Genomic DNA, 22,066 nt, shown 5'->3' with positions numbered 1-22,066 from the left:
ATTCGGTTTCAGGTGCGCGAAGGCGTTAAACGGTAAACGCGTCTTGCAGCAGTTTTTCCTGCTGCTCGGCGTGCATCGATGCGTAACCACATGCAGGTGCAGCAGAAGCCTCACGGCCCGCGTACTCGAGTACGAGAGATTTGTTGAGGTTGCTGATGCTGCGACGCAGGTGGTGCTGGCTGCAGTACCAGGCGCCCTGGTTCATCGGCTCTTCCTGGCACCAGACAGCCGCTTTGGCGTTGGTGTAAGGAGCCAGGACTTCTTTCAAGTCGTCCTCAGGGAATGGGTACAGCTGCTCGATACGCACGATGGCGATATCTTCGCGGCCTTCGGCACGGCGTTTTTCCAGCAGGTCGTAGTAGACCTTGCCGCTGCACAGAACCACGCGCTCGACCTTTTTCGGGTCCAGTGCATCGATTTCCGGGATAACGGTCTGGAACGAACCTTCGGCCAGATCTTCCAGCGTCGAGATTGCCAGTTTGTGACGCAGCAGCGACTTTGGAGTCAGCACTACCAGCGGCTTGCGCAGCGGGCGGATCACCTGACGGCGCAGCAAGTGGTAGATCTGGGCCGGCGTGGTCGGCATGCACACCTGAATGTTGTGCTCGGCGCACAGCTGCAGGTAACGCTCAAGACGCGCCGAGCTGTGCTCAGGGCCCTGGCCTTCGTAGCCGTGCGGCAGCAGCATGGTCAGACCGCAGAGACGGCCCCACTTGTGCTCGCCGCTGGTGATGAACTGGTCGATAACAACCTGTGCACCGTTGGCGAAGTCGCCGAACTGGGCTTCCCAGATCACCAGCGCGTTCGGCGTGGTGGTCGAGTAACCGTATTCAAACGCCAGTACCGCTTCTTCCGACAGGAACGAGTCGTACAGGTCGAAGCGTGGCTGACCTTCGTACAGGTGTTTCAGCGGAATATAGGTGCCGGCATCTTTCTGGTTGTGCAGAACAGCGTGACGGTGCGAGAACGTACCGCGGCCGATGTCCTGACCGGTCATGCGGATCGGGTGACCTTCGAATGCCAGGGTCGCGTACGCCATGGTTTCAGCGTAACCCCAGTTGATCGGCAGGCCGCCGGCTTGCATCTTCTGACGGTCTTCGTAGATCTTCGCGACCTGGCGCTGAACCACGAAGCCTTCTGGAATTTCCAGCAGCTTGGCGGACAGTTCCTGCAGGGTCTTCAGATCGAAGCGAGTGTCGTGACGCGCAGTCCAGGCGTGGCCCAGATACGGACGCCAGTCCACGAACAGCTCTTTGTTCGGCTCTTTGACCAGCGATTTCACTACGTGCAGACCGTTGTCCAGCGCGTTGCGGTATTCGTCGACTTTCGCCTGAACACGCTCTGCGTCCAGCACACCGGCCTGGGTCAGACGATCAGCGTACAGCTCACGGGTGGTGCGCTGCTTGGTGATCTGCTGATACATCAGAGGCTGGGTGCCGCTTGGCTCGTCGGCCTCGTTGTGGCCGCGACGACGGTAGCAGACCAGGTCGATCACTACGTCACGCTTGAACTGCATGCGGTAGTCGATGGCCAGCTGGGTCACGAACAATACGGCTTCCGGATCATCGCCATTCACATGGAGGATCGGCGCCTGGATCATCTTCGCAACGTCGGTGGCGTACTCGGTGGAACGCGAGTCCAGCGGGTTGCTGATGGTGAAACCGACCTGGTTGTTGATCACGATGTGCACGGTACCGCCGGTCTTGAAACCGCGGGTCTGCGACATCTGGAAGGTTTCCATCACCACGCCTTGACCGGCGAATGCCGCGTCACCGTGGATGGAGATCGGCAGCACCTTCTCGCCGGTCGCGTCGTTGCGACGGTCCTGGCGGGCACGCACCGAACCTTCAACCACCGGGGAAACGATTTCCAGGTGGGACGGGTTGAACGCCATGGCCAGGTGAACTTCACCGCCGGCGGTCATCACGTTGGACGAGAAGCCCTGGTGGTATTTAACGTCACCGGAACCCAGCTCGACCTTCTTCTTGCCTTCGAACTCGTCGAACAGCTCGCGCGGGTTCTTGCCGAAGGTGTTGACCAGCACGTTCAGACGGCCACGGTGGGCCATGCCGATGACGACTTCCTTGGTACCGTAGGAACCGGAACGCTGGATCAGTTCATCGAGCATCGGAATCAGGCTTTCGCCGCCTTCCAGACCGAAACGCTTGGTGCCCGGGTATTTGGTACCCAGGTATTTTTCCAGGCCTTCACCGGCAGTCACGCGCTCGAGCAGATGGCTCTTGATGTCGGCGGAGTATTCCGGACGGCCACGTACGCTTTCCAGACGCTGCTGGAACCACTGGCGCTGCTCGGAATCGGTGATGTGCGTAAATTCAGCGCCGATGGTGCGGCAATATGTCTGCTGCAACGCTTCGTGAATTTCGCGTAGGCTCGCTTCCTCTTTGCCGATGAACAGGTCGCCGGCACGGAAGGTCGTATCAAGATCGGCATTGGTCAAGCCGTAATGATTGATCGACAGGTCTGCAGGTGCAGGACGCTGCCACAGTCCCAGCGGGTCAAGCTGGGCTGCCTGGTGGCCACGCATACGGTAGGCCTGGATCAATCGCAGCACTTCAACTTGCTTCTTCTCGTGCTCACTGCTCACGCTGCCGGCGGAAACCGGTTGGGCGCGGCGCTGGTTCTTTGCCAGCAGCACGAAATGATCGCGAATTGTGGAGTGCGAAACATCGGTGGCAGAGCCGCCGTCGGCGGGCAGCTTCTGAAAGTAGGTGCGCCACTCTTCTGGCACAGCGTTAGGGTCGTGCAGGTAGAGCTCATAAAGCTCTTCCACATAGGCAGCGTTTCCACCTGAAAGGTAGGCGCTGTTCCACATGCGCTGCATCACGCTTTCTTGCATGCTTGGTCACCCTCGGTTAGGGGAACACCATCGGTGTCGACACCGAGCAAACTTGCAGAAGTCCGAATGCAGCGACCAAAACAAGCCACTTAGGATCACACTGATAGTCCGGGTACCAGCCCGGATGCCCCTGCTTGTCTCATTTCTTCAAAATAAGAGCCGCAGCTTATGGCTGCTGCTCTGGTTATAGCCATGGCGCGGGTTGAAGCCCGCGCCTAAGCCCTCTACGGGTACAGCGCTGCCGCTTTTTACAGCGGCAGTTACAGCTTCTGAATCACACGCCGCTCGAAAGCAGCATGTTACGGATGTGACCGATGGCCTTAGTCGGGTTCAGGCCTTTCGGACATACGTTGACGCAGTTCATGATGCCCCGGCAGCGGAAGACGCTGAACGGGTCATCGAGGGACGCCAGACGCTCGGATGTCTTGGTGTCACGGCTGTCTGCCAGGAAGCGGTACGCTTGCAGCAGTGCAGCTGGACCCAGGAATTTGTCCGGGTTCCACCAGAAGGACGGGCAAGAGGTCGAGCAGCAGGCGCACAGGATGCACTCGTACAGACCATCGAGTTTTTCACGCTCTTCAGGGGACTGCAGACGCTCGATGGCTGGAGCCGGCGTGTCGTTCTGCAGGAATGGCTTAACCTTCTCGTATTGCTTGTAGAAGATGCTCATATCGACGACCAGGTCACGGATAACCGGCAAACCTGGCAGAGGACGGATGACCAGCTTGTTACCTTTGACGACAGCGGACAGCGGCGTGATGCACGCCAGGCCGTTCTTGCCGTTGATGTTCATGCCGTCGGAGCCGCAGACACCTTCACGGCAGGAGCGACGATAGGAGAAACCTTCGTCCTGCTCTTTGATCAGGGCCAGCACGTCCAGCACCATCAGGTCCTTACCACCGGTATCGACCTGGAATTCCTGCATGAACGGCGCAGCGTCCTGATCAGGGTTGTAACGATAAACACTGACTTTCAACATGGCGGTCACCCTTAATAAGTCCGGACTTTTGGTTCGAAAGTCGGAACAGTCTTCGGCGAGAAGTTCACGGCACGCTTGGCGACACGTTTCTCACCCGGGAAGTACAGGGTGTGGCACAGCCAGTTTTCGTCGTCACGGTCTTCGAAGTCTTCACGGGCGTGAGCGCCGCGGGACTCTTTACGTACTTCGGCAGCAATGGCGGTAGCTTCAGCCACTTCCAGCAGGTTTTGCAGTTCCAGCGCTTCGATACGTGCAGTGTTGAACGCCTGCGACTTATCGTTGATCTTCACGTTGGCGATGCGCTTGCGCAGATCGGCCAGCTGGGCAATACCCTTCTGCATGTATTCGCCGGTACGGAATACACCGAAGTAGTTCTGCATGCAGCTTTGCAGCTCGCGACGCAGGGTAGCGACGTCTTCGCCGTCGGTACGGTTGTTCAGTGCGCTCAGGCGTGCCAGGGCAGCTTCGATGTTGGCTTCGGTGGCGTCATCGTATTCGATGCCGTCAGTCAGAGCTTTCTCGAGGTGCAGGCCGGCAGCGCGACCGAAGACCACCAGGTCGAGCAGCGAGTTGCCGCCCAGACGGTTGGCGCCGTGAACCGATACGCAAGCCACTTCACCTACGGCGAACAGACCAGGAATGATCTGGTCCACGCCTTCGGCGTTCTGGGTGATTGCCTGGCCGTGAATGTTGGTGGCAACGCCGCCCATCATGTAGTGGCAGGTCGGAACAACCGGAACCGGAGCAACCACCGGGTCAACGTGCGCGAAAGTCTTCGACAGTTCGCAGATGCCTGGCAGACGGCTGTGCAGCACTTCCTCGCCCAGGTGGTCGAGTTTGAGCATTACGTGGTCGCCATTCGGACCGCAACCGTTGCCGGCGATGATTTCTTTAACCATCGAGCGGGCAACCACGTCACGACCGGCAAGGTCTTTTGCGTTCGGAGCATAACGCTCCATGAAACGCTCGCCGTGCTTGTTGATCAGGTAACCACCTTCACCACGGCAACCTTCGGTAACCAGTACACCGGCGCCGGCGATGCCGGTCGGGTGGAACTGCCACATTTCAATGTCTTGTACCGGCACGCCAGCACGCAGAGCCATGCCGACGCCGTCACCAGTGTTGATCAGGGCGTTGGTGGTGGATGCGTAGATACGGCCTGCACCGCCGGTCGCCAGCACGGTGGCCTTGGCGCGGATGTAGGTGGTTTCACCGGTTTCGATACAGATTGCGATCACACCGACGAAGTCGCCTGCGTCGTTCTTGACCAGATCGACAGCGTAGTACTCGTTCAGGAACGTAGTACCGGCTTTCAGGTTGCCCTGATAAAGGGTGTGCAGCAGCGCGTGACCGGTACGGTCGGAAGCGGCGCAGGTACGGGCAGCCTGCCCGCCTTTACCGTAATCCTTCGACTGACCGCCGAACGGACGCTGATAGATACGACCGGTTTCGGTACGCGAAAACGGCAGACCCATGTGATCCAGCTCGAAAACGGCAGCCGGGCCTTCCTGACACATGTATTCGATAGCGTCCTGGTCACCGATGTAGTCGGAGCCCTTGACGGTATCGTACATGTGCCAGCGCCAGTCATCGTTCGGGTCGGCCGACGCGATGGCGCAGGTGATGCCGCCTTGGGCGGATACAGTGTGCGAACGGGTCGGGAAGACCTTGGTGATCACGGCAGTCTTGTGACCGCCCTGTGCCAGCTGCAGCGCAGCGCGCATGCCGGCACCGCCGCCACCAATGATGATGGCGTCGAAAGAAATCGTTGGAATGTTAGCCATGAATCAGATACCCCAGAGAATCTGCACACCCCAGACGAAGTAAGCGAACATCGCGACGCCGCATACTGCCTGGAAAAGGAAACGTACTGCAGTCGCGGACTTGCCCAGCGCCATCGGCGTCAGGTAGTCGGTCGCGATGGTCCACATGCCGACCCAGGCGTGAGCGCCCAGGGCAACCAGTGCCAGCAGACTGAAGATACGCATTCCGTTGTGGGCGAACAGGCCATGCCATTGTTCATAGCCGATGCCCGGGTGAGCGGCGAGGTAGCCGATCAGGAAAATGAAATAAGCCGCGAGAACGACCGCAGACACACGCTGTGCCATCCAGTCATAGAGGCCCGAACGCGAAAGGTTTGTAACGCTGGTTACCATATCCAAACTCCTGCCAGAACGATCAGCACCACGGAAACGGCGATGATCAGTTTCGAGCCCAGGCGGCCGCCTTCCAGCGTCTCACCGATGCCCATGTCCATGATCAAGTGGCGCACACCGGCAACCAGGTGATACAGCAGAGCGGACAGGAGGCCCCATGCTACGAACTTGGCCAGCGGGCTGGTCAAGCATGCCTTCACCTCGACATAACCTTCCTCGGAACCCAGGGATTTGCCCAATGCATAAAGCATGATGCCGAGGCCCAGGAAGAGGATGATGCCGGAAACACGGTGAAGAAACGACGTAACGCCGGTGATGGGGAGTTTGATGGTCCTTAGGTCTAGGTTTACAGGTCGTTGGCTTTTCACGGCTTTTTTTTCACACTGAAGAGCCCCTAACAATCAGGGCAAAGTTGTTGGGGAGTGCACTGGTCAGGTAACCACCACCCAGGGATGCGACCCCCAATGAAAGCAAGCCCAAAAGCCCTTGGCGGTCGGTCGCCGAGTATAGACAGTTAGGCTACTAATGACAACGCAATCGCCTACCTCCAATAGCTGATTGCACAAGTTGTATAAAAGGCGTAAATGGCAGGCAATTTCGAGGAAAAAGTGCGGTTAAAGCCTTCTGGAGCAAGACTTTAGGCAAATTGACATTCGAATTTATCTCACTATAGTGGTGCGGGCCCTGCGTGGGGGGTCTGTCTGATGATTTCAAGCATAAATAGGAGGCCACATGGCTGACAAAAAAGCGCAGTTGATCATCGAGGGCGCAGCCCCCGTCGAGCTGCCCATTTTAACCGGCACCGTTGGTCCCGATGTAATCGATGTTCGGGGCCTCACGGCCACGGGCCGCTTCACTTTCGACCCCGGTTTCATGTCGACCGCTTCCTGCGAATCGAAGATCACCTATATCGATGGCGACAACGGCATCCTGCTGCACCGCGGCTACCCGATCGAACAGCTGGCTGAAAAGTCGGACTACCTGGAAACCTGCTACCTGTTGCTGAACGGCGAACTGCCTACCGCAGAACAGAAGGCTCAGTTCGTCGGCACCGTGAAGAACCACACCATGGTTCACGAGCAGCTGAAAACCTTCTTCAACGGCTTCCGCCGTGACGCCCACCCGATGGCCGTCATGTGTGGTGTAGTCGGCGCCCTCTCGGCCTTCTACCACGACTCCCTCGACATCAATAACCCGCAGCATCGTGAAATCTCCGCGATCCGCCTGGTTGCCAAGATGCCGACCCTGGCCGCGATGGTTTACAAGTACTCCATGGGCCAACCCATGATGTACCCGCGCAACGATCTGTCGTACGCGGAAAACTTCCTGCACATGATGTTCAACACCCCGTGCGAGATCAAACCGATCAGCCCGGTACTCGCCAAGGCCATGGACCGGATCTTCATCCTCCACGCCGACCACGAGCAGAACGCTTCGACCTCCACCGTGCGTCTGGCGGGCTCCTCGGGTGCGAACCCGTTCGCCTGTATCGCCGCCGGTATCGCCGCACTCTGGGGCCCTGCCCACGGCGGTGCGAACGAAGCCGTGCTGACCATGCTCGATGAAATCGGCGATGTCTCGAACATCGACAAGTTCATCGCCAAGGCCAAGGACAAGAACGACCCGTTCAAGCTGATGGGCTTCGGTCACCGCGTCTACAAGAACCGCGACCCTCGCGCGACTGTCATGAAGCAGACCTGCGACGAAGTATTGAAAGAACTGGGCATCCAGAACGATCCGCAACTCGAACTGGCCATGCGCCTGGAAGAGATCGCCCTGACCGACCCGTACTTCATCGAGCGCTCGCTGTACCCGAACGTCGACTTCTACTCGGGGATCATCCTCAAGGCGATCGGCATTCCTACCAGCATGTTCACTGTGATCTTCGCCTTGGCACGTACTGTCGGCTGGATTTCGCACTGGAAGGAAATGCTCTCCAGCCCGTACAAGATTGGCCGTCCACGTCAGCTGTACACTGGTTATGAGTCGCGGGATATCACCAAGCTGGAAGACCGCAAATAAGAGCTGTCTTGCGATAGCGTCTTAAGCAGTATCGGAAACGGCCTCCATGAGAATGGGGGCCGTTTTTTGTTTGTTTCATCTCAGCGGCCTTTGGACCGACTGTTTTTTGTTGATTGGGTGTATATCCATTGCTTCGGGTGCTGCCGCTGGCGGTTTCGCTCTTACAGCGAGTCCCTTTTTCAAACGCCAAAAAGGAACCAAAAGGCTTTTGCCCCGGCGTACGGCACTTCGCTTAGGCTCAGTGTTCCCTCGCTACGGTGTCCATCAGGGGGCATCGCCTACGGTTTGCTTCGCTGCACCTCCTCTCGATGTATGCGGCTTCGCCGCACGGCGCTGCGCGCCTACCCCCTGATGGACACCTCCGCTCGGCCTGCCGAAGGGGCTGGAGATCAAAAGCAGATCCAGAGCCAGAGCAAAAGCCAGATCAAGAGCCCCTCTCCCTAGCCCTCTCAGCCAACCCCGCCGCAAAAGCCAAACACGCCCCGCCCCCCCCACTCAAAACGATGAGCGTTAGCTCGAGTACCGCTTTTGATCGCAGGGCCCGTCGGCAGGCTGAGTGGAGGGATTGATCCGGGGGTGGGAGCGCAGCGACCGTGCGGCGCAGCCGCATGCATCGAGAGGAGGTGCAGCGAAGCAAACCGTAGGCGATGCCCCCGGATCGATCCCGGAGCGAAGGAACCCGAGCCACAGCGAGGGCCGTACGTCAGGGTAAAGCCTTTTGGGTTACCTTTTCGGCGTTTGGAAAAGGTGACTCGCCGTAAGGGCGAAACCCTAAGAAGCCGTTACCGCAGCAACGGATATACACACAAACCAAAACCACCCAAAGAAAGTCCGATAACCGCCCACAAAAAAATGCCCCAATCTCTCGACCAGGGCATTTCCATCCAACTCAACCTACATATTCAACCTAGAAGCCTCAGTGCGAAACCGCCCCACTAGCCCCCAACCCAGTCTGCGAACGCACAAACTGCGGAAAGAACAGCGCACGCTCGTTCTCAGCCGCCGCCGACTTGTCGGTGACCGAGAAGAACCAGATGCCGATGAACGCAATGATCATCGAAAACAGCGCAGGATACTCGTAAGGGAAGATCGCCTTCTCGTTGTGCAGGATCTGGACCCAGATGGTCGGACCAAGAATCATCAGCCCCACCGCACTCACCAGCCCCAGCCAGCCACCAACCATCGCACCGCGAGTGGTCAGCTTCTTCCAGTACATCGAAAGCAGCAGCACCGGGAAGTTGCAGCTCGCCGCAATGGAGAACGCCAGGCCAACCATGAACGCAATGTTCTGGCTTTCGAACAGGATGCCCAGGCCGATAGCCAAGACGCCCAGCGCGACGGTGGTGATCTTCGAAACGCGGATTTCATCCTTCTCGTTGGCCTTGCCCTTCTTGATCACGCTGGCGTACAGGTCGTGAGACACCGCCGAAGCACCCGCCAGGGTCAGGCCGGCCACTACCGCCAGGATGGTCGCGAACGCCACCGCCGAGATGAAGCCGAGGAACACGCTGCCGCCCACGGCGTTCGCCAGGTGTACCGCCGCCATGTTGTTGCCGCCGAGCAGTGCGCCCGCCGCATCTTTAAAGGCCGGGTTGGTGCTGACCAGCAGGATCGCGCCGAAGCCGATGATGAAGGTCAGGATGTAGAAGTAGCCGATGAAACCGGTCGCATACAGCACGCTCTTACGGGCTTCTTTCGCGTCGCTCACGGTGAAGAAGCGCATCAGGATGTGCGGCAGGCCGGCGGTACCGAACATCAGTGCCAGCCCCAGGGAGAATGCCGAGATCGGGTCTTTTACCAGACCGCCCGGGCTCATGATCGCTTCACCCTTGGCGTGAACCTTGATGGCCTCGGAGAACAGGGTGTTGAAGTCGAAGTTGACATGCTTCATCACCATCAGCGCCATGAACGAGGCACCGGACAGCAACAGCACCGCCTTGATGATCTGCACCCAGGTGGTCGCCAGCATGCCGCCGAACAGCACGTACAGGCACATCAGGATACCGACCAGAATCACCGCAACGTGGTAGTCGAGACCGAACAGCAGCTGGATCAGCTTGCCGGCACCGACCATTTGCGCGATCAGGTAGAACGCCACCACCACCAGCGAACCGCAGGCAGACAGTGTGCGGATCTGGGTCTGCCCGAGGCGGTAGGACGCCACGTCGGCAAAGGTGTATTTACCCAGGTTACGCAGACGCTCGGCGATCAGGAACAGAATGATCGGCCAGCCCACCAGGAAGCCGATCGAGTAGATCAGGCCGTCGTAGCCGGAGGTGAACACCAGCGCGGAAATCCCCAGGAAGGATGCCGCCGACATGTAGTCACCGGCGATTGCCAGACCGTTCTGGAAACCGGTGATCTTGCCGCCCGCCGCATAGTAGTCGGCAGCCGACTTGTTGCGTTTGGACGCCCAGTAAGTGATGCACAGAGTCGCGCCGACGAACACCACGAACATGACGATCGCGGAAACGTTGAGCGGTTGTTTGTGGACTTCGCCAGTCAGGGCGTCAGCAGCCCAGGCGGCTGGAGCGAACGCTGCGATGCTCAAAAGAGCCAGTAGACGCCGGATCATTGCTGAGCCTCCTTGAGAATCGCATTGTTCAGGTCGTCGAACTCGCCATTGGCGCGGCGCACGTAGATACCGGTCAGGATGAAGGCCGAGACAATCAGCCCGACACCGATGGGGATGCCCCAGGTGATCGATGAACCGGCACTGATCTTGGTCCCGAGCAGTTGCGGCCCGTACGCGATCAGCAGAATGAAACCGGAGTAGAGCCCTAGCATGATCGCCGAGAGTATCCAGGCGAACCTTTCCCTTTTTTTCACCAGCTCCTTGAAGCGCGGGCTGTTCTGAATAGAGAGGTAAATGCTGTCGTTCATTGTTTTTATCCTCGCAGCACAGATTTTTATTTTTGGAACGTATCCACTGTATGCGGCTGCGAGCCGGCTTCCAGACGACCTTAGTAGTAGAACGCCATGGCGTTTTTGCCAATTTCCAGACCGCTCGAAAACGACCAACATCCCTTATAAAAAGAAGCGACATAAAAAAGGCCGCCCGGCGGTGATGCCGGGCGGCCCTGGGAAGCGCAGACTAGACGCTTCGACTTATATTACTTGGTCCATTCAGCCACGCGGTCCGGGTGTTTGGCGACCCAGTCCTTTGCGGCGGCTTCAGGTTTGGCACCGTCCTGAATCGCCAGCATGACCTGACCGATTTCGTCTTTGGAGGCCCACTGGAAGTTCTTCAGGAACTTCGCCACTTCCGGCGCCTTGGCCTCCAGCTCCTTGCTGCCGATGCTGTTCACGGTTTCAGCCGCGCCATACACACCTTTCGGGTCGTCGAGGAAGCGCAGTTTCCACTTGGCGAACATCCAGTGCGGCACCCAACCGGTCACGGCAATGGATTCGTTCTTTTTCTCGGCGCGGGTCAGCTCGGCGATCATGCCGGCGCCGGAACTGGCCTTGAGGGTGTAACCGGTCAAGCCGTAATCCTTGATCGCCTGGTCGGTCTTGAGCATCACGCCTGAGCCGGCGTCGATGCCGACGATGCGATTCTTGAAGCTGTCGTCGGTTTTCAGGTCTTCGATGGATTTGGCTTTGACGTACTCGGGCACGATCAGGCCGATTTTCGCGTCCTTGAAGTTCGGGCCGTAATCGACGACCAGATCCTTGTTCTTCGCCCAGTATTCGCCGTGAGTCACCGGCAGCCAGGCCGACAGCATGGCGTCGAGTTTGCCGGTGGCAACGCCCTGCCACATGATCCCGGTGGCGACAGCCTGGAGTTTCACGTCGTAGCCAAGTTTTTGTTTAATCACCTCGGCCGCCACATGGGTGGTCGCGACGCTGTCGGACCAGCCGTCAACGTAACCGATGTTCAGGGTCTGTTTTTCAGCGCTGGCGAAAGTGGAGCTCATCGCAAGCACCAGAGCGGCACCTGCGCCTAAAAGTCGTCGCATCTTCATCGTTACTTCCCCGAAATGCTGCGCCCGACGGATGCCGGGCATCGTCAACGTATTGTTATGGTGCACAGCGCCCCCATCACGCCTGACCGCAAACTCGTTCGAACATCAGCGGAGTACTGACGAGTCCGATCATCAACCTGACGCACACAGCGACCTGCTCTGTCAGCGACCTTGATACAACGAGAAACGACATCAGAAAGCCATTAACTGCAACCGGATAATTGGCGCCAGACAATCCGCCCGAACTTTGCATGTCAAACGCATGCGGGCCACCAACCCCTCTATAAATGCAGGTAACATGCGTCGCTTTGCAGCCACTCGGCCTGACCATGTCCGCATCCTCCCGCTTCCCTTTTCTTCCTTATCTGTTCGCCTGCCTGCTCGGCCTGTTTGCGCTTTGTGGCTTCTGGTACGGCCTCGGCAAACCGGTGATCCTGCCGGACGTCGCCACTCCGACCCACAAGTTGCAGTGCGCCTCCTACACCCCGTTCGACAAGGATCAGTCGCCGTTCGACGTACCGTTCAAACTGCGCCCGGAGCGCATGGACGCCGACCTCGCCCTGCTCGCCACCCGCTTCGAATGCATCCGCACCTATTCCATGACCGGCCTCGAAGCCCTGCCGGATCTGGCGCGCAAGCATGGTTTGAAGCTGATGATCGGCGCCTGGGTCAACAGCAACCCGGTCGACACCGAGAAAGAAGTCGATCTGCTGATCGCCTCGGCCAACGCCAACCCGGATGTGGTCAGCGCGGTGATCGTCGGCAACGAAGCCTTGCTGCGCAAGGAAGTCACCGGCGCGCAACTGGCGAAGCTGATCAACAAGGTCAAGAACCACATCAAGCAACCCGTGACCTACGCCGATGTCTGGGAGTTCTGGCTCAAGCACCCGGAAGTCGCACCGGCGGTGGATTTCCTGACCATTCACTTGCTGCCGTACTGGGAAGATGATCCTTCGAACATCGACGCCGCCCTGCAACACGTGGCCGATGTGCGTCAGGTGTTCGGCAACAAGTTTGCCCCCAAAGACGTGATGATTGGCGAAACCGGCTGGCCGAGCGAAGGCCGTCAGCGGGAGACCGCATTGCCGAGCCGGGTCAACGAAGCCAGGTTCATTCGTGGTTTTGTCACCCTCGCCGAACAGCAGGGCTGGCATTACAACCTGATCGAAGCTTTCGACCAGCCGTGGAAGCGCGGCAGCGAAGGTGCGGTCGGCGGTTACTGGGGGCTGTTCGATGCGGATCGCCAGGACAAAGGCGTGCTGGCCGGACCGGTGTCGAACGTGCCTGACTGGTCGCGCTGGCTGGCACTCGGCGGTCTGATCTTTGTCGGCACGTTGGTGCTTGGCGGCCGGGTTCGCACCACGGACTCAGCACTGGCACTGCCATTGCTCGGCGCCCTCGCCGCTTGCTCGATCGGTGCCTGGGCCAACCTCGCATGGCTGACCACGCGCTTCGCCAGCGAATGGGTGTGGGTCGGTCTGCTGACGGTGCTGAATCTGCTGGTGCTGGCCCATGCCGCACTCGCCTTGAGCGCCCGCAGCGGTTGGCGTGCGCGCGCCTTCAATGCCTTCGAACGACACGCCGGCTGGCTGGTTGCGGCGGCCGGTTTTGCAGCTGCGGTAATGGTGCTGGAGATGGTGTTCGATCCGCGCTATCGCAGCTTCGCGAGTGCGGCGTTCATTCTGCCGGCGCTGGTTTACCTGTGCCGTCCGGTGCCGGTGGCCCACCGGGAGATTGCCCTGCTGACCTTCATCATCGGGGCATGCATCGCGCCGCAGTTGTTCCGTGAAGGCTTGCAGAACCAGCAGGCCTGGGGCTGGGCGCTGGTCAGCGGGTTGATGGTGGCCGCATTGTGGCGCTGCCTGCGGGTTCTCAAAGTCTGACCTTCAGTCTCTGAAAGCATCGCGGGCGAGCCCGCGATGCAGCACGACCAGTCAGTTGACGACGCGGGACTCCCGAACCAATCGCAGCCCTGCAATCACCACCGCAAACACCGCCAGCGTGGTGTTGTACAACGCCAGCGCCGGAAACCCGAACACCAGCGCCAGCACCGCCAGCCACCACCCTGCCCGTCCCGGCACGACAAAACCGATCACCGCAGCTGCGACCGCCGCCCAGCCGAGCATCTGGAAATGAATCATCAGGCCCAGGTTCGAGCGCACCGAGCATTCCCAACGGCTCGCCTCGTCAACGCAGATGCCCACCCACTGCGCGTCCTCCATGAAGCCATAACGCGCGCCATAACTGGCGGCCAGCCATAACGGCAAAAGAACGAGCAGCAAAATCACGGGCAAGCGGCGGGACATGGAACACTCCAAACGATGAAATCGGCGGCCAGCTTAATCGCCTGCCAGCCGTGTGCAAGAACTAACAACTCTTAACTAGTCATTCGATCCGCGCAAAGTGTATCGTCCGGCTACTATTACCCCGAATTCCGTCTGATTGGTGCCGATGCATGGCACTTTGGCGCAAACCCAGTGGTCATAGCCTGCGAACCTCATTCGGCACCTTCCTTTAAGGGATTCACTCATGCTCCGATCCTTGCGCTTCGCCGCCCTGTTTGGCGGCCTTATTCTGAGTGCGTCCGCGCTGGCGGTGGATATCGACGCCGCCAGTTATGGCTACCCCCTGACCAACCCGTTCGAAGCGACCATCGCCACCACGCCACCGGACCTGCGTCCGGAGTTGCCGTCGGACGACGACATCAATCAGACCGACCGCAGCGTCACCCTGCGCCCGGAACGCGAGTTCATCCTGCCGGACAACTTCTGGGCAGTGAAAAAACTTACCTATCGCATCGCCACCCAGGACAAGGCAGCCCCGCTGATCTTCCTGATCGCCGGCACCGGCGCGCGTTATGACAGCAGCCTCAACGAATACCTGAAAAAGCTCTACTACAAAGCCGGCTACCACGTAGTGCAGCTGTCCTCCCCGACCAGTTTCGACTTCATGAGCGCCGCCTCGCGTTTCGCCACCCCCGGCGTGACCAAGGAAGACGCCGAAGACATGTACCGGGTAATGCAGGCCGTGCGTGCGCAGAACCCGAAAGTGCCGGTCACCGACTATTACCTGAGCGGCTACAGCCTCGGTGCGCTGGACGCAGCGTTCGTCGCCCACCTGGACGAAACCCGCCGCAGTTTCAACTTCAAGAAAGTCCTGCTGCTGAACCCGCCGGTCAACCTCTACACCTCGATCACCAACCTCGACAAGCTGGTGCAGACCGAGGTCAAGGGCATCAACAACAGCACCACGTTCTATGAACTGGTGCTGGCCAAGCTGACCCGCTACTTCCAGCAGAAAGGCTACATCGACCTCAACGATGCACTGCTCTATGACTTCCAGCAGTCCAAACAGCACCTGAGCAACGAGCAGATGGCGATGCTGATCGGCACCTCGTTCCGTTTCTCGGCGGCGGACATCGCCTTCACCTCGGACCTGATCAACCGTCGCGGCCTGATCACCCCGCCGAAATTCCCGATCACCGAAGGCACCAGCCTCACGCCGTTCCTCAAGCGTGCGCTGCAATGCGACTTCGACTGCTACCTGACCGAACAGGTGATCCCGATGTGGCGCGCCCGCACCGACGGCGGCAGCCTGTTGCAACTGATCGATCAGGTCAGCCTGTACGCCCTCAAGGACTACCTGCACGACAGCCCGAAAATCGCCGTGATGCACAACGCCGACGACGTGATCCTCGGCCCGGGCGACCTCGGCTTCCTGCGCAAAACCTTCGGCGATCGCCTGACGGTTTATCCACTGGGCGGCCATTGCGGCAACCTTAACTACCGCGTCAACAGCGACGCCATGCTGGAGTTCTTCCGTGGCTAAATATCTCCTGCTGTTTGCAGCGTTACTCTGTGCAGGCGTGGCCCAGGCCGACAACAGCAAAGCCAACGCACCGGTGGTGGTCGACAGTGACGGCTTCAAGGAGCCACTGTCCAAACTCAAATTCAACCCGGGGCTGGACCAGCGCGAATTCGAGCGTTCGACCCTCAACGCACTGAACGTGTATGACCCGTTGGAGTCGTGGAACCGCCGGGTCTACCACTTCAACTACCGCTTCGACCAATGGGTGTTCCTGCCGGTGGTCGATGGCTATCGCTATGTCACGCCCGGCTTCGTGCGCTCCGGTGTGAGCAACTTCTTCAACAACCTCGGCGACGTGCCGAATCTGGTCAACAGCCTGCTGCAGTTCAAGGGCAAGCGCTCGATGGAAACCACTGCGCGCCTGCTGCTCAACACCACCATCGGCATCGCCGGCCTGTGGGACCCGGCCACTGCCATGGGCCTGCCACGCCAGAGCGAAGACTTCGGCCAGACCCTGGGCTTCTATGGTGTGCCGGGCGGCGCCTACTTCGTGCTGCCGATCCTCGGCCCGTCGAACATCCGCGACACCGCCGGCCTGGCCGTGGACTACACCGCCGAATCGGCGATCAACTACCTGAACGTGTCGAAAGTCAGCGAAAACCACCCGGAAATCTGGGCGCTGCGGGCAGTCGACAAGCGTTATCAGACCCGCTTCCGCTACGGCCAGATGAACTCGCCGTTCGAGTACGAGAAGGTGCGCTACGTATACACCGAATCGCGCAAACTGCAGATCGCCGAATAAAAACGGCAGCCACAAAAAAGGCCATTCGATGGGAATCGAATGGCCTTTTTCATTGAGCCGTAAATCAGCCCTTCAGCGCTTTCCAGACTTTGCCGACGACCGACACAACAGCCAGCACCACCGCCCCCGCCACAACCCCTGCCACCCCATTGAGCAACACAGGCACTGCAAACCCGGCGCTGCCCGCCGCTGCGGCAACGCTCTCGATCCAGTGATGCACCACCGGTATGCCGTGAGTCAGGATGCCGCCGCCGACCAGAAACATCGCCGCCGTGCCGATCACCGACAGGCCTTTCATCATGTACGGAGCGGCGCGCAGGATCGCGTTGCCGATGCGTTTCGCCGCAGCGCCGGGCTTCTGCGTCAGCCACAGGCCGAGGTCATCGAGTTTGACGATACCGGCCACCAGTCCATAAACGCCCACGGTCATGACGATGGCAATGCCCGACATCACGATCACTTGCTGGGTCAGCGAAGCCTCGGCCACGGTGCCGAGGGTGATGGCGATGATTTCTGCCGAGAGGATGAAGTCGGTGCGGATCGCGCCTTTGATCTTGTCCTTCTCGTAGGCCACCAGATCGGTCGCAGGATCGGCCACCGCTTCGGTCAACTGCGTATGCTCGGCCTGAACTTCATCTTTGCCGTGCAACAGCGGATGGGCGAGTTTCTCGAAACCCTCGAAGCACAGGTAGGCGCCGCCGACCATCAACAGCGGCGTCACCAGCCACGGCACGAAGGCACTGATCGCCAGCGCCGACGGCACCAGGATCAACTTGTTGACGAACGAGCCCTTGGCCACCGCCCATACCACAGGAATTTCCCGTTCGGCGCGTACGCCTGAAACTTGCTGGGCATTAAGCGCCAGGTCATCGCCGAGTACCCCGGCGGTCTTCTTGGCGGCCATTTTGCTCATCAACGCCACATCATCCAGAACGGTGGCGATATCGTCGATCACCACCAGCAAACTGCTTCCTGCCATGAATCTTGTTTCCTTATGTGAATAATGCCGCGCAGCATACCGCGACTGCAGGCCACACGGGGCATTGTTGAGCGGTGCGCGAGGCCGGTGCTACCATGCGCAACCGCCAGTACAGGCAAGGAACCACCGGGTTTATGAGCACAATCCGCGAGCGTAACAAAGAACTGATCCTGCGTGCCGCCAGTGAAGAGTTTGCCGACAAGGGCTTCGCTGCGACCAAAACCAGCGACATCGCCGCCAAGGCGGGATTGCCCAAGCCCAACGTCTACTACTACTTCAAGTCCAAGGAAAACCTCTACCGCGAGGTTCTGGAAAGCATCATCGTACCGATCCTGCACGCCTCGACCCCGTTCAACCCGGATGGCGTACCGAGCGAAGTGCTGAGCGGCTACATCCGCTCGAAGATCCGCATCTCCCGCGACCTGCCGTTTGCCTCGAAGGTGTTCGCCAGCGAAATCATGCATGGCGCCCCGCACCTGAGCGCCGACCTGGTCGAGCAACTGAACAGCCAGGCCAAGCACAACATCGACTGCATCCAGAGCTGGATCGACCGCGGCCAGATCGCCCCGATCGACCCCAACCACCTGATGTTCAGCATCTGGGCCGCGACCCAGACCTACGCCGACTTCGACTGGCAGATCTCCGCCGTGACCGGTAAGGAAAAGCTCGACGAAGCCGACTATGAAGCGGCGGCGCAAACCATCATCCGGTTGGTGCTCAAGGGCTGCGAGCCGGACTGACAGCGCGAAACTCACGCAAAAAAAATCGCAGGCCTGGCCAAAGCATCCTGAAGACGTGGCCAGACCTGCGATTTTTTTGTTTCAGGCGTCGCTACCCATCAACCAGCGCAGCGCTTGCGGCAAGGAGGTGCTCCAGTAGTCCGGGAAGGAATGCCCGCCTTCATGGGTACGGGATTTGACTTCGTTGCCGTCACTGAACAGCTTGCGCAAGTCAGTGGCCATCTGCTGATTGCCCGCGCCTTCCATCTTGCCGTTGATCACAAACACTCTTTTGCCGTGCGCCTTGCTCACTGTCGGAGTCGGCTGCCGGCCGCCAGGTGAGAGCAACAGAGCACCGGCGTAGTCATCCGGATGTTGCGCCAGCAAGGCGCCCGCGTGTTGTGAACCTTGAGAGAAGCCCATCAGGTAGACGTGCTTGCGATCGATGCATTGCTGCGCCGCCAATTGGTTCAAGCCGTTCTGCACCGCTTTATGGGTACCCTCGAAGCCCGGGCCGATCCAGCGGAAGCTGTCGACCGCATTGATCATCTCTGTACCGTTGATGCCAAGGATAATGGCCCCGGTATCAGCGAGTGGCTGGTAGCTCTCGTCGAGCTCGCCGTTGATACCGTAGCCGTGCAACCAGACCACCACCGGTCGGCACGCCTTGGGCGCGGGAATATCCGCCGACGGATTGAGCACTGAAATGGCGCCGACCTTGCCGGGAGCGATTGTCTTGTAGCGCTGCTGCGCATTGGCCAATACGGTTTTGTAGGTGGCGGTCTCGCGCAGATCGGAAAAGTCCTCGTCGCCGGCCAGCAAAGGGCCGAACCACATGCCACGATCATCAGCCTCTTGCAGGAAGCGCAAGGCCAGTTTGTCATCGCCACGGCGGGCAAACAGCGCGGCGACCTGATAAGGCGCGAGCATTTGCTTGGGATCTTCGCGAGTGGCTGCCAGATAAACCGCAATGGCCTGCAAGGTATCGGTGTCTTCGAGCTTCTCGGCCCGCGCCATCAATTCAGAAACATCGTCGGCATTGATCAACGCGGTAACCACCGGGCTCAGCGCCTGGAATGCAATGTCTTCGGCGTCCAGCGGTTCGGCAGCGTGCAGAAAGGGAGTAATGAGGGTCATGGCCGTGGCCAGAGAAAAGCCAAGTAGCGTCTTCACGCTGATCTTCCTTGATACAAAAACGGGGCGGCAGTCTATCGACGCCCCCCCGATTCGTCATCACCTCAATACCAAACTGGGTGATTCAGTTCCCGTCAGGCCGCCACCCCCGCATCCGCCCGCAGATCCAAAGCTTCCACAGCCTTGATCGCCACTTGCTCATCGACATCCGACAGATCGCCGCTGATGCCGATCGCTCCCAGCACGTTCCCCGCCTGATCACGAATCAGCACACCACCCGGTGCTGGCACGACGCTGCCCTGCCCCATGCTGTTGAGCGCGGCGATGAACGCCGGGCGTTGTTGCGCGTCCAGCGCCAGCAGTCGTGAGCCCTTGCCCAGGGCGATGGCGCCCCAGGCTTTGCCGATGGCGATGTTCGGGCGCAGCAGGCTGGCGCCGTCTTCTCGTTGCAAGGTGACCAGATGGCCGCCGGTATCCAGTACTGCAATGGTCAGCGGCGCAGCGGAGATCGCCCGCCCTGCGCTGATGGCTTCGTTGACCAGGTTGACTGCGACTTTCAAGGTTAAAGCGCTCATGGTGCCGTCCTCATTTTGTTATTGGGAAAGCCGTTGGGCTGCGTTTTTTTGCTGCGCGCTTGCGTCGCAGCCCGATGCAACAAATAGAACACAATGAATTATTTTTTTGTATACAATAATTCTCGAAAAGCGCCTCATGCGACGAAAAGCCACAGCAGAAACGGCTTCCGACGAATGAAACAGCCGCTTGAGAAAATGGATTGACCTGCGCCGTCCGCCGTGAATACACTCTGCGCAAAGCCACTTGTATACAATTACAAAACGTAAAGAGGCACAAAACCATGAGCAAAATGAGAGCAATCGAAGCCGCCGTTCTGGTGATGCGCCGTGAAGGGGTCGATACCGCTTTTGGCATTCCGGGTGCTGCGATCAACCCGCTGTATTCCGCCCTGAAGAAAGTCGGTGGCATCGATCACGTCCTCGCTCGCCACGTTGAAGGCGCCTCGCACATGGCCGAGGGCTACACCCGCACCAAGGCCGGCAACATCGGCGTGTGCATCGGTACTTCCGGCCCGGCCGGTACCGACATGGTCACCGGTCTGTACAGCGCCTCCGCGGACTCGATCCCGATCCTCTGCATCACAGGGCAAGCCCCTCGCGCCCGTATGCACAAGGAAGACTTCCAGGCCGTCGACATCACCAGCATCGTCAAGCCAGTGACCAAGTGGGCGACCACCGTTCTGGAGCCGGGCCAGGTGCCTTACGCGTTCCAGAAAGCTTTCTATGAAATGCGCTCCGGCCGTCCTGGCCCGGTGCTGATCGACCTGCCGTTCGACGTGCAGATGGCTGAAATCGAATTCGACATCGACGCCTACCAGCCACTGCCGCTGGCCAAACCGAGCGCGACCCGCGTACAGGTTGAGAAAGCGCTGGCCTTGCTTGATCAGGCCGAGCGTCCATTGCTGGTAGCCGGTGGCGGCATCATCAACGCCGATGCCAGCGATCTGCTGGTGGAATTCGCCGAGCTGACCGGCATTCCGGTGATTCCGACCCTGATGGGCTGGGGCACCATTCCAGACGATCACCCGCTGATGGTCGGCATGGTCGGTCTGCAGACTTCGCACCGTTACGGCAACGCCACGATGCTGAAATCCGACGTGGTACTGGGCATCGGTAACCGTTGGGCCAACCGTCACACCGGTTCGGTCGACGTGTACACCGAAGGTCGCAAGTTCATTCACGTCGACATCGAAGGCACCCAGATCGGCCGCGTGTTCACCCCGGACCTGGGCATCGTTTCCGACGCTGCTGCCGCGCTGACCGTGTTCATCGAAGTCGCCCGTGAATGGCAAGCCGCCGGCAAGCTGAAAAACCGCAGCGCCTGGCTGCAGGATTGCCAGCAGCGCAAGGCCAGCCTGCAACGCAAGACCCACTTCGACAACGTGCCGGTCAAGCCGCAGCGCGTTTACGAAGAAATGAACCAGGTGTTCGGCAAGGACACCTGCTACGTCAGCACCATCGGTCTGTCGCAGATTGCCGGCGCGCAGTTCCTGCACGTCTACAAGCCGCGTCACTGGATCAACTGCGGCCAGGCAGGCCCGTTGGGCTGGACCATTCCAGCAGCGCTGGGCGTGGTGAAGGCCGATCCGAACCGTAAAGTCGTGGCCCTGTCGGGGGACTATGACTTCCAGTTCATGATCGAAGAACTGGCGGTCGGCGCCCAGTTCAATCTGCCGTACATCCACGTTGTGGTGAACAACTCGTACCTGGGTCTGATCCGTCAGGCACAGCGCGGGTTCGAAATGGACTACTGCGTGCAGCTGTCCTTCGATAACCTGAACGCGCCGGAACTCAACGGTTACGGTGTCGACCACGTCGCAGTCGCCGAAGGCCTGGGCTGCAAGGCCCTGCGTGTGTTCGAACCGGCTGACATCGCCCCTGCCCTGCGCAAGGCCGAAGAGCTGATCGAAGAGTTCAAGGTGCCGGTGATCGTCGAGATCATTCTGGAGCGTGTGACCAACATCTCCATGGGTACCGAGATCAACGCCGTCAACGAATTCGAAGACCTGGCGCTGGTCGGCAACGATGCGCCTACCGCGATTTCGCTGCTCGATTAAAACTGCTTGCCGTT

Annotated in this window: 18 protein-coding genes; 6 read left to right on the top strand and 12 right to left on the bottom strand. The window is 59.5% G+C overall.

Annotated features, from left to right (window positions below; translation table 11 throughout):
• Positions 1-25: 25 nt before the first annotated feature.
• From CAF87_RS16835 to sdhC, 5 genes are all read right to left on the bottom strand, one after another.
• A complete protein-coding gene (locus tag CAF87_RS16835) occupies positions 26-2,857 on the bottom strand; it encodes a 2-oxoglutarate dehydrogenase E1 component (protein WP_085732274.1) in 2,832 nt (943 codons plus the stop codon).
• Positions 2,858-3,131: 274 nt separating this feature from the next.
• A complete protein-coding gene (locus CAF87_RS16830; RefSeq protein ID WP_065260469.1) occupies positions 3,132-3,836 on the bottom strand; it encodes a succinate dehydrogenase iron-sulfur subunit in 705 nt (234 codons plus the stop codon).
• A gap of 11 nt (positions 3,837-3,847) precedes the next feature.
• Positions 3,848-5,620 (bottom strand): succinate dehydrogenase flavoprotein subunit, encoded by a 1,773-nt coding sequence (gene sdhA / locus CAF87_RS16825; RefSeq protein ID WP_085710547.1) that lies wholly within the window; start codon positions 5,618-5,620, stop codon positions 3,848-3,850.
• A gap of 3 nt (positions 5,621-5,623) precedes the next feature.
• Positions 5,624-5,992, bottom strand: a complete 369-nt coding sequence (sdhD, locus tag CAF87_RS16820; protein WP_085710546.1) for a succinate dehydrogenase, hydrophobic membrane anchor protein — start codon at positions 5,990-5,992, stop codon at positions 5,624-5,626.
• Positions 5,986-6,360, bottom strand: a complete 375-nt coding sequence (gene sdhC, locus CAF87_RS16815) for a succinate dehydrogenase, cytochrome b556 subunit (protein WP_011333113.1) — start codon at positions 6,358-6,360, stop codon at positions 5,986-5,988. The genes sdhD and sdhC overlap by 7 nt, the downstream gene beginning before the upstream one ends.
• A gap of 364 nt (positions 6,361-6,724) precedes the next feature.
• Between sdhC and gltA the strand changes: the two genes are divergently transcribed.
• Positions 6,725-8,014: a citrate synthase gene (gene gltA / locus CAF87_RS16810; protein ID WP_007959044.1), complete on the top strand. Its 1,290-nt coding sequence runs from the start codon at positions 6,725-6,727 to the stop codon at positions 8,012-8,014.
• A 916-nt stretch (positions 8,015-8,930) separates the two neighbouring features.
• Here gltA and CAF87_RS16805 read toward each other — a convergent pair.
• The 3 genes from CAF87_RS16805 to CAF87_RS16795 all read right to left on the bottom strand — a co-directional run bounded on the left by CAF87_RS16805 (position 8,931) and on the right by CAF87_RS16795 (position 11,979).
• Positions 8,931-10,589 carry a cation acetate symporter gene (locus CAF87_RS16805; RefSeq protein WP_085733703.1) on the bottom strand — a complete coding sequence of 553 codons (1,659 nt, stop codon included), beginning with the start codon at positions 10,587-10,589 and terminating at the stop codon, positions 8,931-8,933.
• Entirely contained in the window at positions 10,586-10,897 is a 312-nt protein-coding gene (locus CAF87_RS16800; protein WP_085733704.1) for a DUF485 domain-containing protein, read from the bottom strand. The genes CAF87_RS16805 and CAF87_RS16800 overlap by 4 nt, the downstream gene beginning before the upstream one ends.
• 230 nt (positions 10,898-11,127) lie before the next feature.
• A complete protein-coding gene (locus tag CAF87_RS16795) occupies positions 11,128-11,979 on the bottom strand; it encodes a glycine betaine ABC transporter substrate-binding protein (protein WP_085733705.1) in 852 nt (283 codons plus the stop codon).
• A gap of 287 nt (positions 11,980-12,266) precedes the next feature.
• Here CAF87_RS16795 and CAF87_RS16785 point away from each other — a divergent pair, with 287 nt between their 5' ends.
• Positions 12,267-13,862, top strand: coding sequence for a beta (1-6) glucans synthase (locus CAF87_RS16785; RefSeq protein WP_085733706.1), 1,596 nt, complete (start codon positions 12,267-12,269; stop codon positions 13,860-13,862).
• Positions 13,863-13,913: 51 nt separating this feature from the next.
• Here the strand turns inward: CAF87_RS16785 and CAF87_RS16780 are convergent, their stop codons facing one another.
• On the bottom strand, positions 13,914-14,285 hold the full coding sequence (locus CAF87_RS16780) for a hypothetical protein (protein WP_085733707.1): 372 nt from the start codon (positions 14,283-14,285) through the stop codon (positions 13,914-13,916).
• 223 nt (positions 14,286-14,508) lie between these two features.
• Between CAF87_RS16780 and CAF87_RS16775 the strand changes: the two genes are divergently transcribed.
• Both CAF87_RS16775 and CAF87_RS16770 read left to right on the top strand, forming a co-directional pair.
• Positions 14,509-15,807, top strand: a complete 1,299-nt coding sequence (locus CAF87_RS16775; protein WP_085710535.1) for a serine/threonine protein kinase — start codon at positions 14,509-14,511, stop codon at positions 15,805-15,807.
• Positions 15,800-16,588 (top strand): VacJ family lipoprotein, encoded by a 789-nt coding sequence (locus CAF87_RS16770; RefSeq protein ID WP_085733708.1) that lies wholly within the window; start codon positions 15,800-15,802, stop codon positions 16,586-16,588. Before CAF87_RS16775 ends, CAF87_RS16770 begins: the two co-directional genes overlap by 8 nt.
• Positions 16,589-16,652: 64 nt before the next feature.
• Here CAF87_RS16770 and CAF87_RS16765 read toward each other — a convergent pair whose 3' ends face one another.
• Positions 16,653-17,567 carry a DUF808 domain-containing protein gene (locus CAF87_RS16765; RefSeq protein WP_085733709.1) on the bottom strand — a complete coding sequence of 305 codons (915 nt, stop codon included), beginning with the start codon at positions 17,565-17,567 and terminating at the stop codon, positions 16,653-16,655.
• Between the two features lie 134 nt (positions 17,568-17,701).
• Here CAF87_RS16765 and CAF87_RS16760 point away from each other — a divergent pair, with 134 nt between their 5' ends.
• On the top strand, positions 17,702-18,307 hold the full coding sequence (locus tag CAF87_RS16760) for a TetR/AcrR family transcriptional regulator (protein WP_085733710.1): 606 nt from the start codon (positions 17,702-17,704) through the stop codon (positions 18,305-18,307).
• An 81-nt stretch (positions 18,308-18,388) separates the two neighbouring features.
• Here the strand turns inward: CAF87_RS16760 and CAF87_RS16755 are convergent, their stop codons facing one another.
• Positions 18,389-19,459, bottom strand: coding sequence for an alpha/beta hydrolase-fold protein (locus CAF87_RS16755; protein ID WP_085733711.1), 1,071 nt, complete (start codon positions 19,457-19,459; stop codon positions 18,389-18,391).
• Between the two features lie 95 nt (positions 19,460-19,554).
• Positions 19,555-19,995, bottom strand: a complete 441-nt coding sequence (locus tag CAF87_RS16750) for a heme-binding protein (RefSeq protein WP_085710524.1) — start codon at positions 19,993-19,995, stop codon at positions 19,555-19,557.
• Between the two features lie 281 nt (positions 19,996-20,276).
• Between CAF87_RS16750 and gcl the strand changes: the two genes are divergently transcribed.
• Complete coding sequence (gene gcl / locus CAF87_RS16745; protein ID WP_085733712.1) at positions 20,277-22,052, top strand: glyoxylate carboligase; 1,776 nt, start codon at positions 20,277-20,279, stop codon at positions 22,050-22,052.
• Positions 22,053-22,066 lie beyond the last annotated feature (14 nt).

Origin of the sequence: Pseudomonas sp. R38(2017) (assembly GCF_002112395.1) — a bacterium.
GTDB lineage: Bacteria > Pseudomonadota > Gammaproteobacteria > Pseudomonadales > Pseudomonadaceae > Aquipseudomonas.
Note: the sequence above shows the minus strand (reverse complement) of the source record. Positions and strands in the feature narration are given on the sequence as shown.

Bases quoted from the DNA above. Each gene is read 5' to 3' on its own strand.
- sdhA (WP_085710547.1), bottom strand. From the start codon at position 5,620: ATGGCTAACATTCCAACGATTTCTTTCGACGCCATCATCATTGGTGGC.
- CAF87_RS16760 (WP_085733710.1), top strand. From the start codon at position 17,702: ATGAGCACAATCCGCGAGCGTAACAAAGAACTGATCCTGCGTGCCGCC.
- CAF87_RS16765 (WP_085733709.1), bottom strand. From the start codon at position 17,567: ATGGCAGGAAGCAGTTTGCTGGTGGTGATCGACGATATCGCCACCGTT.
- CAF87_RS16800 (WP_085733704.1), bottom strand. From the start codon at position 10,897: ATGAACGACAGCATTTACCTCTCTATTCAGAACAGCCCGCGCTTCAAG.
- CAF87_RS16780 (WP_085733707.1), bottom strand. From the start codon at position 14,285: ATGTCCCGCCGCTTGCCCGTGATTTTGCTGCTCGTTCTTTTGCCGTTA.
- CAF87_RS16805 (WP_085733703.1), bottom strand. From the start codon at position 10,589: ATGATCCGGCGTCTACTGGCTCTTTTGAGCATCGCAGCGTTCGCTCCA.
- sdhD (WP_085710546.1), bottom strand. From the start codon at position 5,992: ATGGTAACCAGCGTTACAAACCTTTCGCGTTCGGGCCTCTATGACTGG.
- CAF87_RS16835 (WP_085732274.1), bottom strand. From the start codon at position 2,857: ATGCAAGAAAGCGTGATGCAGCGCATGTGGAACAGCGCCTACCTTTCA.
- gltA (WP_007959044.1), top strand. From the start codon at position 6,725: ATGGCTGACAAAAAAGCGCAGTTGATCATCGAGGGCGCAGCCCCCGTC.
- CAF87_RS16795 (WP_085733705.1), bottom strand. From the start codon at position 11,979: ATGAAGATGCGACGACTTTTAGGCGCAGGTGCCGCTCTGGTGCTTGCG.
- CAF87_RS16775 (WP_085710535.1), top strand. From the start codon at position 14,509: ATGCTCCGATCCTTGCGCTTCGCCGCCCTGTTTGGCGGCCTTATTCTG.
- CAF87_RS16750 (WP_085710524.1), bottom strand. From the start codon at position 19,995: ATGAGCGCTTTAACCTTGAAAGTCGCAGTCAACCTGGTCAACGAAGCC.
- CAF87_RS16830 (WP_065260469.1), bottom strand. From the start codon at position 3,836: ATGTTGAAAGTCAGTGTTTATCGTTACAACCCTGATCAGGACGCTGCG.
- gcl (WP_085733712.1), top strand. From the start codon at position 20,277: ATGAGCAAAATGAGAGCAATCGAAGCCGCCGTTCTGGTGATGCGCCGT.
- CAF87_RS16785 (WP_085733706.1), top strand. From the start codon at position 12,267: ATGCAGGTAACATGCGTCGCTTTGCAGCCACTCGGCCTGACCATGTCC.